General features: G+C 70.4%; 12 protein-coding genes and 3 pseudogenes. All 15 read left to right on the forward strand.

Annotated elements, in window-relative coordinates; translation table 11 throughout:
- The first annotated feature begins 12 nt into the window (after positions 1 to 12).
- The 15 genes and pseudogenes from wrbA (at position 13) to ABIA32_RS29970 (ending at position 16117) form a co-directional block, all read left to right on the forward strand.
- Positions 13 to 624: an NAD(P)H:quinone oxidoreductase gene (gene wrbA, locus ABIA32_RS29900; RefSeq protein ID WP_370102234.1), complete on the forward strand. Its 612-nt coding sequence runs from the start codon at positions 13 to 15 to the stop codon at positions 622 to 624.
- A gap of 45 nt (positions 625 to 669) precedes the next feature.
- Positions 670 to 882: pseudogene (locus tag ABIA32_RS29905) on the forward strand (DoxX family protein); the annotation flags it as partial.
- Positions 883 to 1153: 271 nt separating this feature from the next.
- Positions 1154 to 2740 (forward strand): class I adenylate-forming enzyme family protein, encoded by a 1587-nt coding sequence (locus tag ABIA32_RS29910; protein ID WP_370102237.1) that lies wholly within the window; start codon positions 1154 to 1156, stop codon positions 2738 to 2740.
- Positions 2741 to 2854: 114 nt separating this feature from the next.
- Positions 2855 to 3928, forward strand: a complete 1074-nt coding sequence (locus ABIA32_RS29915) for a methyltransferase (protein WP_370102239.1) — start codon at positions 2855 to 2857, stop codon at positions 3926 to 3928.
- Positions 3929 to 4077: 149 nt separating this feature from the next.
- Positions 4078 to 5044 (forward strand): annotated as a pseudogene (metK, locus tag ABIA32_RS29920) (methionine adenosyltransferase).
- A gap of 150 nt (positions 5045 to 5194) precedes the next feature.
- Positions 5195 to 6178: a carbohydrate kinase family protein gene (locus tag ABIA32_RS29925; RefSeq protein WP_370102241.1), complete on the forward strand. Its 984-nt coding sequence runs from the start codon at positions 5195 to 5197 to the stop codon at positions 6176 to 6178.
- Between the two features lie 11 nt (positions 6179 to 6189).
- Positions 6190 to 7107: pseudogene (locus tag ABIA32_RS29930) on the forward strand (vitamin B12 dependent-methionine synthase activation domain-containing protein); the annotation flags it as partial.
- Entirely contained in the window at positions 7104 to 8009 is a 906-nt protein-coding gene (metF, locus tag ABIA32_RS29935; protein ID WP_370102244.1) for a methylenetetrahydrofolate reductase [NAD(P)H], read from the forward strand. The pseudogene ABIA32_RS29930 and the gene metF, both read left to right, overlap by 4 nt.
- A gap of 520 nt (positions 8010 to 8529) precedes the next feature.
- Entirely contained in the window at positions 8530 to 9537 is a 1008-nt protein-coding gene (gene mvk / locus ABIA32_RS29940) for a mevalonate kinase (protein WP_370102247.1), read from the forward strand.
- Positions 9527 to 10579, forward strand: a complete 1053-nt coding sequence (gene mvaD, locus ABIA32_RS29945) for a diphosphomevalonate decarboxylase (protein WP_370102250.1) — start codon at positions 9527 to 9529, stop codon at positions 10577 to 10579. Before mvk ends, mvaD begins: the two co-directional genes overlap by 11 nt.
- A complete protein-coding gene (locus tag ABIA32_RS29950) occupies positions 10576 to 11694 on the forward strand; it encodes a phosphomevalonate kinase (protein WP_370102252.1) in 1119 nt (372 codons plus the stop codon). Before mvaD ends, ABIA32_RS29950 begins: the two co-directional genes overlap by 4 nt.
- Positions 11691 to 12785, forward strand: coding sequence for a type 2 isopentenyl-diphosphate Delta-isomerase (fni, locus tag ABIA32_RS29955; protein WP_370102255.1), 1095 nt, complete (start codon positions 11691 to 11693; stop codon positions 12783 to 12785). Before ABIA32_RS29950 ends, fni begins: the two co-directional genes overlap by 4 nt.
- A complete protein-coding gene (locus ABIA32_RS29960; RefSeq protein ID WP_370102258.1) occupies positions 12778 to 13839 on the forward strand; it encodes a hydroxymethylglutaryl-CoA reductase in 1062 nt (353 codons plus the stop codon). The genes fni and ABIA32_RS29960 overlap by 8 nt, the downstream gene beginning before the upstream one ends.
- Before the next feature lie 3 nt (positions 13840 to 13842).
- On the forward strand, positions 13843 to 15018 hold the full coding sequence (locus ABIA32_RS29965; RefSeq protein WP_370102260.1) for a hydroxymethylglutaryl-CoA synthase: 1176 nt from the start codon (positions 13843 to 13845) through the stop codon (positions 15016 to 15018).
- 121 nt (positions 15019 to 15139) lie between these two features.
- Positions 15140 to 16117 carry a 3-oxoacyl-ACP synthase III family protein gene (locus ABIA32_RS29970; RefSeq protein WP_370102262.1) on the forward strand — a complete coding sequence of 326 codons (978 nt, stop codon included), beginning with the start codon at positions 15140 to 15142 and terminating at the stop codon, positions 16115 to 16117.
- Positions 16118 to 16170: the final 53 nt, after the last annotated feature.

Here is a 16170-nt window from a genome sequence, read left to right on the forward strand (position 1 = left end):
AGGAAACGGACCATGGATCCCGTCAACGTCGCAGTCATCTACTACAGCTCGACCGGTACTGTTCACGCCCTGGCGCACGCCGCCGCCGAGAGCGCAGAGAAGGCCGGCGCCAACGTGCGACTGCGCCGCGTCGCCGAGACGGCCCCGCCGCAAGCGATAAGCGCCAACGAGGCCTGGGGTCGGCACCTCCAGGAGACCGCCGACGTCGCCGAGGCCACCCTCGACGATCTGGACTGGTCCGACGCGCTGTTGTTCGGCACCCCCACCCGCTTCGGCACCCCGGCGGCCCAGCTCAAGGCGTTCATCGACACGGCCGGTCGGCTGTGGCAGCAGGGCAAGCTCGCCGACAAGGTGTGTTCGGCCTTCACCTCCTCGGGCACCGCCCACGGCGGTCAGGAGGCCACCTTGCTGGCGCTCGGCAACGTCTTCTACCACTGGGGCGGCATCATGGTGCCCCCCGGCTACACCGACCCGATCCAGATGAAGGCGGGCAACCCCTACGGCGCCTCCCACGTGGCCGCCGACGGTCCGCCCGGCGAGGTATCCCTGCAGGCGGCGGGTCACCAGGCCCGACGCGTCGTGGAGGTCGCGGCGGCGCTCAAGGCCGGCCGCTCCGCAGTCTGAGAGCCCGCGCGCAACTCCCGGCCGAACCCCTCAGCCTGCGGCGCGATGAGGCTCTTCCAACCGGGGGAGAAGCTGGCCGCTTGCGGACGGGGACGAGTCGAGGACTTCGGCGACGGGGCCGTCAAAGCCATCGGAGCCCTCGAGACCCTGGCCACGGTGGGTCTAGTCCTGCCCGGTGCGCTCGACATCGCGCCGGTCCTGGTGCCGTTGGCCGCTACGGGGCTGGTCGTCCAGATGATCGGCGCGGCCCTGACGCACTTCCACCGGGCCGAGACGCGGTCGATCGCCGTGAACGTGGTCCTCCTAGCCGGGGCCGCGCTCCATTGCGGGGCCGCTTCGGCCCCCACTCCTCTGAGCCCGCGCCGGGGCTTGGCGATCGCGCGTCGAGCCGGGCGCAGCCTGCCGAGTCACCTGCACGCTCCTGCCTTCGCCGCCCCTACGCCGGAAACGGCCGAGAGCCGCGGCCCTGACGCACGGTCACCGAACCAAGCCCGCACGCCCATCGAACACCGCAAAGGAGACAGTCCCGGTGAAGGCTTCCACAGCCTACAAGTCGATACAGAAGCGTGGTCTGCACATCGGCCTGCTGCCGGAGATGGCCGCGGCTGTGAACGGGTCGACGCCGATCACCCTCGACCACGATCTGGACGTCTTCCCCGAGGCGGGACGACGCCTGACCGTGTCTCAGTACGCCGAACACGTGGACGACCTGGCGGCCCGCCTGTGGGCGGCGGGCATCCGGCCCGACGAGCGCGTCGTGCTCTACAAGACCGCCAACGCCGACATCTGGATGCTCGCCGCCGCCACGGCCCGCATCGGGGCGGTTCCCGTGAACCTCTCACCGGCCCTGGACGCCGCGACCGTCGGCGCGCTGATCAAGCGGGTGGACCAGCCGACCCTGCTCACCGACGGACGCAAGCTCGACCTCATGGCCGAGGTGCCGCTGGCTGACCTCACCAAGAGAGTGATCATCGCGGCCGGCGACCGGCCGGGGACGCGGTCGCTCGCCGAGTTCGCCGGCGCGCCGCGGGTCGAGCCGGTCCTCCGGCCTATCGACGAGGCCGCCGTGATCACCCACACCTCCGGCACCACCGGCCTTCCCAAACTGGTCGTGCACACGGCACGCACCCAGGGCATCCGCCTCAAGCCGCAGTGGCGACTGCTCTCCCTGATGCGGAAGAAGGAGACCGTCGCGATCCACGTCCCCTTCGTGCATTCCCGGATGGTCGCGGCGATGTCCCTGGCGCTCCTGAAGGAGCTGCCGGTCCTGCTCATGAACGAGACCGCCCCTGCGGTGGTCGCCGAGCAGCTCGTCCAGAACCGGCCGGGGTTCGTCGAGGCGCTGCCCAACTCGCTTATGGAGTGGGAGGAACTCACCGAGGACCCGCGCAAGCCCTTCGCGTCGGTGAAGTACTTCAGCAGCACCTTCGATGCGATCCACCCCCGGACGATGAGCCGGCTGCTGAAGGCATCCGAGCGGCGTGGGGCCCTGTTCTTCCAGATCTACGGGCAGAGCGAGGTCGGCCCAGCCGTCGGCCGCGCCTACTTCCGCAACTCCGCCCACAAGGCGAACGGACGCTGCGTCGGCTGGGCGATGCCGAACGGCGCGGCGAAAGTCCGCGTGGTGAGCCGGAACGGAACGAAGCCGTCCGGGAAGAACCCCGGCTTCATCGAGGTCTCGTGGCCGGGCCTGGCGAAGACCTACTTCGCCGAGCAGGAGCGCTACGACTCCAACCGGCGCGGCGCCTGGTGGCGCACCGGCGATGTCGGCTACCGCACCAAGCTCGGCTGCCTGCACATGCTCGACCGCGAGATCGACATGATCCCCGGGGTGCGCAGCTCCCTTGAGGTCGAGGACCTCGTGCTGAGCAGGCTGGAGGAGCTGAGTGAGCTCGTCCTGGTGCAGGGCTCCAAGTCCGAGGCGATCCCGGTGATCTGCACCGTGGATGACGCGCCGCTGGACCGGGACCGCTGGCGCGCGGCCGTCGCCGAGTTCCCCCAACTGGCCGACCCGGTCCAGATTCTCCAGGCCGAGCTGCCGCGGACCGCCACGCTCAAGGTCCAGCGACTCGCGCTGTCCCGCATCCTCGAGGCGCAACTGGGGGACGCGGCCTGAACCTCGTCCGGCGGCACGCGCCGGTCCCGGCGCACGACTCTCGGGACCGACCGCGGAATTGAGGAGAACGACAGCCGCCGGCGACTGCACCACCCATACGAAAGGGATCATGCAATGACATCCGAGGCCACACTCGCGCGGTTCCGCGAATACATGGTGGGCCCCTCGCGCTTCATGAATCTGGTGTCCTGCTTCGAGCTGGGCATCATCGACCGGCTTCGGGAGAATCCGGGCCTGACGGCGGCCCAGCTCGGCGACGCCGTCGGCGCCAAGGCGGACGCCGTGGAGCAGCTGCTGTTCCTGCTGGTCAAGGAGCGCTTCGTCGCCTATGACGAGGCTTCGGGCGCCTACTCCCTCGACGCGCTCGCAGAGCTCGGCGAGGCCGACCTCCGCCGCGCGCTGCGGTACATGAACATGATCAAGGTAGTGGCGCTCCGCCAGCTGTTCTACCTCACCGAGAGCATGCGCACCGGCACGCTCGTCGGTCTGAAGGAGCTCTACGGGGTGTCGGAGGGAACCCTGTACGGCGCCGTGGCCGATCACAAGGACCTGCGCGAGTCCTGGGCGACGCTGATGAACGACGTCACCACCAACATCGACCCGTGGTTCTTCGACAACGTCGACATCCCGGCCGGCGCCCAGGTCCTGGACCTCGCCGGGAACACCGGTTTCGGTGCGATCCACACCTACCAGCACAAGGGCTCTCCCGGGATGCGGGTGACGACCTTCGACCTTCCGGAGAAGCAGGGCGAGTGCCTGGCGAACTTCAAGGCCCACGGCGTCGAGGAGCACTGCTCCTTCATCGGCGGCAACGTCTTCGAGGTGATTCCCGCAGGCTTCGACGTCGTCCTGATCAAGCACTTCCTCGACATGTTCGACAAGGACGACTTCTACAAGATCCTCGAGGGTGTCCACAAGGCGCTGGAGGTGGGCGGAGAGGTCCACATCATGGTGCCTGTCTACCCCGAGGACATCACCGACACCGACAACTACAACGTCGACTTCTTCCCGGCTTTCTTCATCGGCTGCGCCATGGGACAGGGCGGACCGCAGAAGCTGTCGGTCTACCAGAGCTGGCTGGAGGAGTGCGGGTTCAAGGTGACCAAGGCCATCACCGTGGACGCCTCCGACGTGCCGCCGGACGTCATCCCCGTCCAGGCGATCCTCAGCGCGACGAAGATCGCCTGACCCGTCGGGCGCAGGCGCCTGCCGAGTACCCGTGACGGCAGGGTCCCTCCCGGAACGGAGAGGCCCTGCCGTCTTCACGCCGCAGCCCAGCCGTGTGCCCCCAGCGCCCCGTCCGCATGCGCCCGCCCACCACCGTCATGGAGAGAGTCATGTCCCGCCGCCTCTTCACTTCGGAATCCGTGACCGAGGGGCACCCGGACAAGATCGCCGGCCAGATCAGTGACACGACCTTCGACGCGCACCGCCGGCGAGGAGGAGGCCGACGAGCTCGGCAAGCAGGGCGCGGGCGACCAGGGCCTGATGTTCGGGTACGTCACCAACGAGACGCCTACGCTGATGCCGCTGCCGATCGAGCTGGCGCACCGCCTCTCACGTCGCCTGTCGGAGGTCCGCAATGACGGAACGGTCCCGTACCTGCGGCCCGACGGCAAGACGCAGGTCACCATCGAGTACCTGGGCAGCCGCCCCGTCCGCCCAGACACCGTCGTGGTCTCCTCCCAACACTCGGGCGACATCGACCTCGACGGGCTACTCACCCCGGACATTCGCGAACACGTCGTCGAGCACGTCCTGGCGCAGCTCGCCCTGGACGGCATCAAGCTGGAGACCGACAGCTACCGCCTGCTGGTCAACCGGACCGGCCGCTTCGAGATCGGCGGCCCGATGGGCGACGCCGGTCTGACCGGCCGCAAGATCATCATCGACACCTACGGCGGCATGGCCCGCCGCGGCGGCGGCTCCTTCTCCGGCAAGGACCCGTCCAAGGTCGACCACTCCGCCGCCCACGCCGTGCGCTGGGTCGCCAAGAACGTCGTGGCCGCCGGGCTCGCCGAGCGCTGTGAGGTGCAGGTCGCCTACGCCATCGGCAAGGCCGAGCCGGTGGGCCTGTTCGTCGAGACCTTCGGCACCAGCACGGTCGCCGTCGACAGGATCGAGGACGCCATCGCCACGGTCTTCGATCTGCGTCCGGGCGCGATCATCCGCGACCTCGACCTGCTGCGCCCCATCTACTCCCAGACCGCCGCCTACGGCCACTTCGGCCGCGAGCTGCCGGACTTGACCTGGGAGCGCACCCACCGCGCCGCCGCCCTGCGCAAGGCGGCCGAAGCCGGCTGACGGCCCGCGTCCTCCGGACGCCCCGCCGTGCCAGCCGACGGGGAGCGGCGGCCACCCCCAGCCGCCGTTCCCCGCACCCTCTTCCGCCAGCAGATTTCCCCGTCCCCGCCGGCCGGATCGTCCCGCCCTCAGGCACAAGGAGAGCTCTCCGTGCGTATCGCCGTGACCGGATCGATTGCGACCGACCACCTGATGGTGTTCCCCGGGCGCTTCGCCGAGCAGCTGATCAAGGAGCAGCTGGAGCGGGTCTCCCTGTCGTTCCTCGCCGACCGGCTCGAGGTACGCCGGGGCGGCGTCGGGGCCAACATCGCCTTCGGTCTCGGGCGACTGCGCCTCGACCCGATCCTGGTCGGCGCGGCCGGCATCGACTTCGCCGACTACGGCGCGTGGCTTCGAGCGAACGGGGTCGACACCTCCACGGTGCGGGTCAGCGACCATCTGCACACCGCGCGCTTCGTCTGCACCACCGACGAGGACCAGAACCAGATCGCCACCTTCTACGCCGGGGCCATGGCCGAGGCCTCTCGCATCGACCTCGCCGATGTCGTCGCCCGCACCGGCGAGCCCGCCCTGGTCCTGGTCGGCGCCGACGACCCCGCCGCCATGCTGCGGCACACCGCCACGGCCCATCGCCTCGGCGTCCCCGTCGCCGCCGACCCCTCGCAGCAGCTGACCCGGCTCGACCGGGAGCAGGCCCGTCAACTCGTCGACCAGGCACGGTGGCTGTTCACCAACGAGTACGAGGCCGCGCTGCTGCAGGAGCGCACCGGCTGGACCGAGCAGCAGCTTCTCGACCGGGTCGGCACGTGGATCACCACGCTGGGCGCGGGCGGCGTGTCGCTGGCCCGCGCCGGCATCGACCGCCTGCAGGTGCGGGCGGTGCCCGCAGAGCAGATCGCCGATCCCACCGGCGCGGGCGATGCCTTCCGGGCCGGGTTCCTCGCCGGCACCGCGTGGTCCTGGTCGCCGGAGCAGGCCGCCCAGCTCGGCTGCGCCCTGGCCACCACCGTGCTTGAGTCGGTGGGCACCCAGGAATACAAGCTGCTCCCGTCGGATCTGATCGACCGCATCCACGAGACCTACGGTCATGACGCCGCCCGCACCGCCGAACCCCGGCTTGCGAAGCTGTCGTGAGGGTCGAGCAGCTCCGGCGCGCCGACGTCGAGCAGCATTTGCACGGGCTGTACGAGGGCGAGGTTCGCTACGCCGGCGACGCGTTCGAGGGGCCGGGACGCTCCGACATCGCCGTCGACAACCCCGTGCCCTCCCCGCCGTTCTGGGGCACCCGGGTCGTCAAGGGCATCCCGCTCAAGGAGTACGCGTCCTGGCTGGACGAGGACGCCCTGTTCAAGGGCCAGTGGGGCCTCAAGCCGGCACGTGCCGGGGACGGGCCCGGCTATGAAGAGCTCGTGGACGTCGAGGGGCGGCCGCGCCTGCGCGGCTGGCTGGACGAGCTGCACACCGAGAACCTGCTCGAAGCCGCCGTCGTCTACGGCTACTTCCCATGTGTCTCGAAGGGAGAGGACCTGATCCTCCTCGACGAGCACGGCAGCGAGCGCGCCCGCTTCACCTTCCCGCGCCGGCAGAGCGGTCGCGGTCTGAGCCTCGCGGACTTCTTCCGGCCCGAGGAATCCGGCGAGACGGACGTGGTGGCCCTGCAGGTCGTGACCGTCGGCCCGAGGATCGGCGCAGCCATCGCCGAGCTGTTCGAGTCCAGCTCCTACCGCGACTGCCTCGAACTGCACGGCTTGGCCGTACAGCTGGCCGAGGCCCTCGCCGAGTGCTGGCACGCCCGGATCCGCGTCGAACTGGGCATATCCGGGGCCGATCCGGACGAGTTGGACGGCATGTTCCGCACCGAATACCAAGGGTGCCGCTACTCGCTGAGTCATCCGACCTGTCCCGACCCGGCGGACGGCGTCAAGATCGCCGATCTCCTGCGGTCCGAGCGGATCGGCGTGAAACTCTCCGAGGATTTCCGGCTCCACCCCGAGCAGTCCGCGCAAGCCATCGTGCTGCACCACCCGGCAGCGAACCACTTCAACCCCGGGGGCCCGCGATGAGCACACTGCGCGACGCCTTCACCGGCGGAGCCCCGTCCTTCTCGTTCGAGTTCTTTCCGCCGAAGACCGAGGCTGGGGACGTCTCGCTATGGAACGCGATCCGGCGGGTCGAGGCCCTCTCGCCGACCTTCGTGTCGGTCACCTACGGCGCGGGAGGATCGTCCCGGGACCGCACCGTCGAACTGACCCAGCGGATCGCGGCCGAGACGACCCTGCGACCCGTCGCCCACCTGACGGCGGTGGGCCATTCGGCCGCCGAGCTGCGCCACATCATCGGCCGGTACGCGGACGCCGGCGTGCGCGACGTGCTGGCCCTGCGCGGTGACCCGCCCGGCGACCCCAACGCCCGCTGGATCCCGCACCCCGAAGGCTTCACCCACGCTCATGAACTGGTGGGCCTCGTGCGGGAGTGCGGAGACTTCAGCGTCGGCGTCGCGGCGTTCCCGGAGAAGCATCCGCGCTCGAGGGACTGGGACAGCGACATCCGACACTTCGTCGCCAAGTGCCGGGCCGGCGCCGATTACGCCGTCACTCAGATGTTCTTCCACGTCGAGGACTACCTGCGGCTGCGCGACCGTGTCGAGGCCGCGGGCTGCGACACCCCGATCATCCCTGAGATCATGCCCGCCACCGACGCCCGCCAGATCGCCCGGTTCGCAGAGCTCAGCGGCGCAGCCTTCCCCGAGGACCTGGCGCACCGTCTGGAAGGCGCCCGTGACAAGCCCGCCGACGGCCACCGCGTCGGCGTCGAGCACGCCACCCGCATGGCCGAGCGGCTGCTGGGCGAGGGTGCGCCCGGGCTGCACTACATCACGCTCAACCGCTCGACGGCGACGCTCGAGATCCATCGGAACATCCTGGACTCACGGAGCACGCAGCATGTCTTCGCGGCCCACGGCTGACTTCACCGACCTCAAGGTCGCCGATCTTTCCTGATCGCCCGGGAGGCGGTGCGCTGACGTCGGGCTGCTCCGCCGCGCGTCGTGCCACAAGAAGTGACCTGCATCACTTCGCTGTGGTCTTGGCGCACGGAAGTCACGTGTGTCACTATTCCCTTACACCACCCATGCCCAAAATCATTTCTGGGGCGGGGACTTGAGTGCGCGTCGGTCGGCCTTTGGCCGGACGTCGAGCGCACGGAATTCACCAACGCCTTGCGCGAGCGGCCGTGCCGGCCCCCGGAGCAGGCTCTCCATCGGCCCAGCAGCCCTCGACTTCCGCGTGCCCACGTGCATGCGGAGAGGCTGCCTGCGCCCTGCCAGGCCACTGCCTCGCGATACCTCGAACTCCACGGCGCCTTCGTCCTGGCCCGCGGGCTGATCTGCCGCGGCGCGACCGGCGAATCACACCTTGATCCTGTCCCGCCCATGACTTCGGATGACGCGATCTCACATGCTGAAAAGACAAGGGGAGCTGAGTGCGTTGACCCTAACGACCCAGGCGGAGGGGGTGTCGCAGAACCAGCGGACCCGCTCGGTCGGCATCGGCCGCGCCCACGCGAAAGCCATTCTTCTGGGGGAGCACGCGGTCGTCTACGGAGCTCCGGCGCTCGCCGTCCCCGTTCCGCAGCTGGCGGTCACTGCCAGCGCCGGATGGTCCTCCCGCACTCCTGACGACGCCGGCGGGGCGTCCTTCACACTGATCGGCGCCGCGGCGACGCCGATCGTTGCCGCGCCCTCGGAGGGCCTGCGCAGGCTGACTGCGGAGTTCATGGCGGTCATGGGCGTTGCCGACAGCCCGCATCTCGATGTGATCATCGACGGTGCGGTGCCGAACGGCCGGGGGCTCGGCTCCAGTGCCGCGTGTGCGCGCGCGGTCGCCCTGGCCCTCGCCGACCTGTTCGACCTCGACGTGGCCGAGGACACGGTCTTCGACCTGGTACAGGCGTCGGAGAACGTGGCCCACGGCCGGGCCAGCGGCGTCGACGCCCGAGCCGTCGGCGCGACCGCCCCTCTGCTCTTCCAACGGGGCGAGGCCCAGGACCTGGACATCGGCTGCGACGGTCTGCTCATCATCGCGGACAGCGGTGAAGTGGGCCGGACCAAGGACGCGGTCGGCATGCTGCGCGAGGGCTTCCAGTCCCGCCCCGGAGGGCTGGACTCCTTCGTGCGCGGCGCCTCGCAGCTCACGTTCGAGGCCGTTCAGGCCCTCGGCTCGGGCAGGTTGGAGGAGCTCGGCACGCGGCTGACGGCCTATCACGAACTGCTGCGCGCCTCCCGACTGAGCACCGACAGGGTCGACGCCCTGGTCGAGGCAGCGCTCACGGCCGGCAGCTACGGAGCCAAGATCACCGGAGGCGGCCTCGGCGGCTGCGTCATCGCGCTGACCCAGCCGGAGCAGGCGCGCGAGGTCGCCCGTCAGCTTCACGAGGCCGGCGCGGTGCAGACCTGGACCGCCTCGCTGAGGGGGCTCGCCAGCCATGCGGGATGAATCCCCGGCCACATCGGTGCGCCCGCGGCAGCCAGAGGCCGCCGCAGGCGCCACCGCCGTCGCACACCCGAACATCGCCCTGGTCAAGTACTGGGGCAAGCGCGACGAGCAACTCGTCCTCCCCTGTGTCGACAGCCTGTCGATGACCCTGGACGTCTTCCCGACGACCACCCGCGTCCTGCTCGCTCCCGAGGCGGCGGACGACCAGGTGTCGCTCGACGGCGCGCCGCTCGCGGGTGAGCCGCTGGGCCGGGTCACCGCCTTCCTGGAACTGGTTCGGGAGTGGGCCGGACGCCGGGAGCGGGCCGTCGTGGACACCCGCAACACCGTCCCCACCGGGGCGGGACTGGCCTCCTCGGCGAGTGGCTTCGCGGCCCTCGCGGTCGCCGCCGCCGCCGCTTACGGGCTCGATCTCGACGCCACCGCGCTGTCGCGCCTGGCCCGGCGCGGATCTGGCTCGGCATCCCGATCGGTCTTCGGTGGCTTCGCGGTCTGGCACGCTGCCCTGGACGCCGCCACGCCCACCGAAGCGGACCTGCGCTCCTTCGCCGAGCCGGCGCCCGCGCACGGACTCGACCCGGCGCTGGTCATCGCGGTGGTCAACGCCGGGCCGAAGAGCGTGTCCAGCCGCGAGGCGATGCGGCGGACCGTCGACACCTCGCCGCTGTACCGGCCGTGGGCCATCTCCAGCAGGGACGACCTGTCCGACATGCGGACGGCGCTCGCCCGCGGTGACCTCGACGCCGTGGGGGAGATCGCGGAGCGGAACGCGCTCGGCATGCACGCCACGATGCTGGCGGCGCGGCCCGCGGTGCGCTACCTGTCGCCGCCCACGCTCACGGTGCTCGACGCCGTGCTGCAGCTGCGACGTGACGGGACGTCGGCCTACGCGACCATGGACGCCGGTCCGAACGTCAAGGTGCTGTGCCACCGTGCGGACGCCGACCGGGTGGCCCAGGCCGTGCGCGGTGCGGCCCCGCAGGCCCGGGTGCTCGTCGCCGGGCCGGGGCAGGGCGCCCGCCTGCTGGACGAGGCCGCATGATCACCCGTCAGCGGACCGTCGTCCGCAGCGCACCGGGCAAGTTGTTCGTGGCCGGCGAGTACGCGGTAGTGGAGCCGGGCAGCCCGGCGATCCTGGTGGCGGTCGACCGGCGGGTCGCCGTCACCGTCTCCGCATCGGACGGGCCCGCAGTCCTGATCTCCTCCGACATCGGTCCGCAGCAGCTGCCGTGGCGATGGCACGACGGCCGGCTCGGCGCCTGCGGGGCGGACGAGGGGCGGCGGGCGCATGGCGGCCTGGCCCACGTGGTGTCCGCGATCGAGGTCGTGGGCCGGTTGCTGGCCGAACGCGGTCTTCCCATGTCCTCGCTGGAGGTCTCGGTCAGCAGCGGGCTGCACGACAGGGGCACGAAGTACGGTCTCGGGTCGAGCGGCGCGGTGACCGTGGCGACCGTCGGGGCCGTGGCGGCCTTCTGCGGTCTGGAACTGACACTCGACGCCCGGTACCGCCTGGCTATGCTCGCGTCGGCCGAGATCGACGCCCGCGCCTCGGGCGGAGACATCGCGGCCAGCACCTGGGGCGGTTGGATCTCCTACCAGGCGCCCGACCGAACCGCAGCGCTCGACCTGGCCGCGCACCTGGGCATCGAGGCGGCGCTCCGCGCGCCCTGGCCCGGTTTCGCGGTGCGCCGGCTGCCGCCGCCCAAGAGCCTGTCCCTGGAGGTCGGCTGGACCGGAATGCCCGCCTCCAGCACATCCCTCGTCTCCGACCTCCACCGCCGGATCTGGCGGGGCGGTCCGTCCCACCGCAGCTTCGTGGCAGCTACCACCGACTGCGTGCGCGCCGCGATCGACGCACTCGAACAGGGCGACGATCATGCTCTGCTGCACCAGATCCGGCGTGCCCGTGGGGAGTTGGCGCGTCTGGACGACGAGGTCCGGCTGGGCATCTTCACGCCTGCGCTGACGACGCTCTGCGAGGTCGCCGAAAGCGTCGGCGGCGCGGCCAAGCCCTCGGGGGCGGGCGGGGGCGACTGCGGCATCGCGCTGCTGTACGCCGAGGCGCTGCCCGAGATCTCACATGTACGCGAACGGTGGGCCGAGGCCGGGGTGCTTCCCCTGCCGATCCGTCCCGCCGCGGAAGGGACCGAGGAATGATCGCTGAACGCAAGGACGACCATGTCCGGCTCGCTGTCGAACACCAGCGCGGGCACAGCGGGCGCAACCAGTTCGACGAGGTGACGTTCGTCCACCACGCTCTGGCCGGCATCGACCGGTCGAACGTGTCACTGGCAACGACCTTCGCCGGCATCGCCTGGCAGGCGCCGCTCTACATCAACGCGATGACCGGCGGCAGCGTGAACACCGGTCTTATCAACCGGGACCTGGCCATCGCTGCCCGTGAGACGGGTGTGGCCATCGCCTCCGGATCGGTCAGCGCGTACCTCAAGGACCCCTCGTGCGCCGACACGTTCCGCGTGCTGCGCGAGCAGAACCCGCACGGCTTCGTCCTGGCCAACGTCAACGCGACCGCCTCGGTCGAGAACGCGCGGCGGGCCGTGGACCTCCTCGAGGCCGACGCCCTGCAGATCCACGTCAACACGGCCCAGGAGACCGTGATGCCGGAGGGCGACCGCTCGTTCTCGTCCTGGGTTCCGCAGATCGAGAAGATCGTCGCGGCGGTCGACGTCCCGGTGATCGTCAAGGAGGTCGGGAACGGGCTCAGCCACGAGACCGTCCTGCTGCTGCAGGAGCTGGGCGTGCGGGTGGCGGACGTCGGCGGCCGGGGCGGCACGGACTTCGCCCGCATCGAAAACGGCCGGCGGGAGCTCGCCGACTACGCCTTCATGGACGGCTGGGGACAGTCCACCGCTGCCTGCCTCCTGGACGCTCAGGGCGTCGGCATCCCCGTGCTCGCCTCCGGCGGCGTCCGCAACCCGCTCGACGTCGCCCGCGCGCTGGCGCTGGGTGCGTCCGGCGTCGGAGTCTCCGGGGGGTTCCTGCGCACCCTGCTCGACGGTGGCGTCCCCGCTCTCATCGCGCAGATCTCGACCTGGCTCGACCAGTTGGCGGCGCTGCAGACCATGCTCGGCGCCCGCACCCCCGCTGACCTGACCCGCTGCGACCTACTGATCCACGGTCAGCTCCGTGACTTCTGCGCCGACCGAGGCGTCGACACATGGCGGCTCGCCCGGCGTTCCTCCGGCCTCGACGGCCCCACCACCCGACGGGAAGCGAACGATGACTGAGACACATGCGATAGCGGGGATCCCGATGAAGTGGGTGGGCCCCGTGCGCATCTCGGGGAACATCGCCACCACCGAGACCCACGTCCCGCTCGCCACCTACGAGAGTCCGCTGTGGCCCTCCGTCGGACGTGGGGCGAAGGTCTCCATGCTGGCCGAGCACGGCATCGTCGCGACCCTCGTCGACGAGCGGATGACACGTTCGGTGCTCGTCGAGGCGGTGGACGCGCAGACCGCGTACACGGCCGCACGGATCATCGACGCGCGGTTCGACGAACTGCGCGAGGTGGTGCGCGGCTGCAGCAGGTTCGCCGAGCTGATCGGCGTCCGGCACGAGATCACGGCCAACCTGCTGTTCGTCCGGTTCGAGTTCTCAACCGGCGACGCGTCCGGGCACAACATGGCCACCCTCGCGTCCGACGCGCTGCTGCGGCACCTGCTGGAGACCGTGCCGGGGATCTCCTACGGATCGATCTCCGGTAACTACTGCACGGACAAGAAGGCGACCGCGATCAACGGCATCCTCGGCCGCGGCAAGAACGTGGTCACGGAGCTTCTCGTGCCGCGCGATGTGGTCACCGGGGTGCTGCACACCACGGCCGCCAAGGTGGTCGAGCTGAACGTCCGCAAGAACCTGCTCGGGACCCTGCTGGCCGGCGGTATCCGCTCGGCGAATGCCCACTACGCGAACATGCTGCTCGGGATCTATCTGGCGACGGGTCAGGACGCGGCCAACATCGTCGAGGGATCCCAGGGCGTCACCATGGCTGAGGACCGCGACGGCGACCTCTACTTCTCGTGCACGCTGCCGAACCTGATCGTGGGCACGGTGGGCAACGGCAAGGGGATCCCGTTCGTGGAGACCAACCTGGCCCGGCTCGGTTGCACGGCCGAGCGCGCACCCGGTGAGAACGCGCGCCGGCTCGCGGTCATCACGGCGGCGACGGTGCTGTGCGGCGAACTCTCGCTGCTGGCGGCGCAGACGAACCCCGGTGAACTCATGCGTGCACACGTCCAACTGGAGCGCGACCACAAGACGGAAAAGATTGGTGTTTAGGACATGACCAGCGTCTCTGCCATCGGCATTCACGATCTTTCGTTCGCGACGTCCGAGTTCGTCCTCCCGCACACGGCGCTCGCCGATCACAACGGCACCGAGATCGGCAAATACCACCTGGGCATCGGCCAGCAGTCGATGAGCATCACCGCCGCCGACGAGGACATCGTGACCCTGGGCGCGGCCGCCGCCGCGCCCATCATCGCCCGGCACGGCACCGACCAGATCCGGACCGTCGTGTTCGCGACGGAGTCCTCGATCGACCAGGCCAAGTCCGCCGGTGTGTATGTCCACTCGCTGCTCGGGCTGCCGTCGGCCGCCCGTGTCGTCGAGCTCAAGCAGGCCTGCTACGGGGCGACCGCCGCCCTGCAGTTCGCCATCGGGTTGGTGCACCGCGACCCCACGCAGCGGGTCCTGGTGATCGCCAGCGACGTGTCCAAGTACGAGCTGGACAGCCCGGGCGAGGCGACCCAGGGTGCGGCGGCCGTGGCCATGCTGGTCGCCGCCGACCCCGCGCTGGTGCGCATCGAGGAGCCGTCGGGCGTGTTCACCGCCGACGTCATGGACTTCTGGCGGCCCAACTACCGGGACGCGGCCCTGGTCGACGGTCAGGAGTCCATCACCGCCTACCTGCAGGCGGTGGAGGGTAGCTGGAAGGACTACACGGAGCAGGGCGGTCGCGCACTCGACGAGTTCGCCGCGTTCTGCTACCACCAACCGTTCACCAAGATGGCCTACAAGGCCCACACCCACCTGCTGAACACCTGCGGGTACGACACCGACAAGGATGCGATCGCGCGGGCCATCGGGCAGACCACGGCCTACAACGCGGTCGTCGGCAACAGCTACACCGCGGCGGTCTACCTCGGCCTCGCCGCGCTGCTCGACCAGGCGGACGACCTGACCGATCAGGCCGTCGCCTTCCTGAGCTACGGCTCCGGCAGCGTCGCCGAGTTCTTCGCAGGGACCGTGGTCCCCGGCTACCGCGAGCACCTGCGGACCGAGGCGAACAGCGAGGCCATCGCGCGCCGCCGACCGGTCGACTACGCCGGCTACCGGGAGTTGCACGAGCAGACCTTCCCGACCGACGGCGGCGACCACCCCACCCCGGAGCAGACCACCGGCCCCTTCCGGCTGGCCGGGATCCGCGCCCACAAGCGCGTCTACCAGGTGCGCTAGTCGCATCCCTGCACCCTCTCCGTGCGCGGACGGCCTGAACGGGCCGTCCGCGCACGCTTTTGTGCCGCAACGCCGGCAAGTCCGGTATCGACCGCAGACCACCAGAGGCGAGGGCAGCACCATGACCGACGTCGGGATCCTGGGAACGGGTGCCTACGTGCCGGAACGGGTCGTCTCCAACGACGAAGTCGGTGCGGCAGCAGGGGTGGACGACGCCTGGATCACCCTGAAGACAGCCATCAAGGAACGGCGCTTTGCCGACCCCGGCCAGGCCACCTCGGACCTTGCCGCGGCCGCGGGGCGCGCCGCACTGGCCTCGGCGGGCATCACTGCCGAGCAACTGTCAGTGATCGTGGTCGCGACCTCGACACCGGACCACCCCCAGCCGCCCACAGCCGCCTACGTGCAGCAGCGCCTCGGCGCGGTCGACGCGGCCGCGTTCGACGTCAACGCCGTGTGCTCCGGCGCGGTCTTCGCGCTCTCCGCAGCCGAGGGCGTGCTCGCCAGGCGCGGCGGCCACGCGCTGGTCATCGGCGCGGACCTGTACTCGCGCATCCTGAACCCGGTCGACCGCAAGACGGTCGTCCTGTTCGGCGACGGCGCCGGCGCGCTGGTCCTCGGCCCGAATCGCCGGGGCTCACGGATCCGGCACCTCGCGTTGCACAGCTTCGGTGAACTGGCCGGTCTGATCGAGGTGCCCGCCGGCGGCAGCCGACTTCCCTGCGACCAGGCCACCCTCGATGCCGGCCTGCAGTACTTCGCGATGGACGGGCGGGAGGTGCGCCGCTTCGTCCAGGAGCAGTTGCCGCAGCTGACGAAGCAGTTCCTGCACGAGGCCGGGGTCGTGCCCGACGACATCAGCCACTTCATCCCGCATCAGGCCAACGGCGTGATGCTCGAAGCCGTCGTCGCGGACCTGGCTCTGCCCCACGCCACCACGCATCTGACGGTGGCGCGCTACGGCAACACCGGGGCTGCCTCCATCCCCATCACCTTGGACGCGGCCGCCCGCTCGGGCGCCTTCCAGCCCGGCGAGCTGATCCTCATGGCCGGATTCGGCGGCGGCATGTCGGCGGGTTTCGCGCTGGTCGAGTGGTGACCACCCCGCCCGACCCGGTCCCCGCAAGACCGTCCAGCGCGGCCGCCTGAGCG

Origin of the sequence: Streptacidiphilus sp. MAP12-20 (assembly GCF_041262525.1) — a bacterium.
Lineage (GTDB): Bacteria > Actinomycetota > Actinomycetes > Streptomycetales > Streptomycetaceae > Streptacidiphilus.

Coding starts and splice junctions, on each gene's coding strand:
- fni (WP_370102255.1), top strand. CDS start 11,691: ATGATCGCTGAACGCAAGGACGACCATGTCCGGCTCGCTGTCGAACAC.
- ABIA32_RS29915 (WP_370102239.1), top strand. CDS start 2,855: ATGACATCCGAGGCCACACTCGCGCGGTTCCGCGAATACATGGTGGGC.
- ABIA32_RS29965 (WP_370102260.1), top strand. CDS start 13,843: ATGACCAGCGTCTCTGCCATCGGCATTCACGATCTTTCGTTCGCGACG.
- ABIA32_RS29970 (WP_370102262.1), top strand. CDS start 15,140: ATGACCGACGTCGGGATCCTGGGAACGGGTGCCTACGTGCCGGAACGG.
- ABIA32_RS29960 (WP_370102258.1), top strand. CDS start 12,778: ATGACTGAGACACATGCGATAGCGGGGATCCCGATGAAGTGGGTGGGC.
- mvaD (WP_370102250.1), top strand. CDS start 9,527: ATGCGGGATGAATCCCCGGCCACATCGGTGCGCCCGCGGCAGCCAGAG.
- wrbA (WP_370102234.1), top strand. CDS start 13: ATGGATCCCGTCAACGTCGCAGTCATCTACTACAGCTCGACCGGTACT.
- metF (WP_370102244.1), top strand. CDS start 7,104: ATGAGCACACTGCGCGACGCCTTCACCGGCGGAGCCCCGTCCTTCTCG.
- ABIA32_RS29950 (WP_370102252.1), top strand. CDS start 10,576: ATGATCACCCGTCAGCGGACCGTCGTCCGCAGCGCACCGGGCAAGTTG.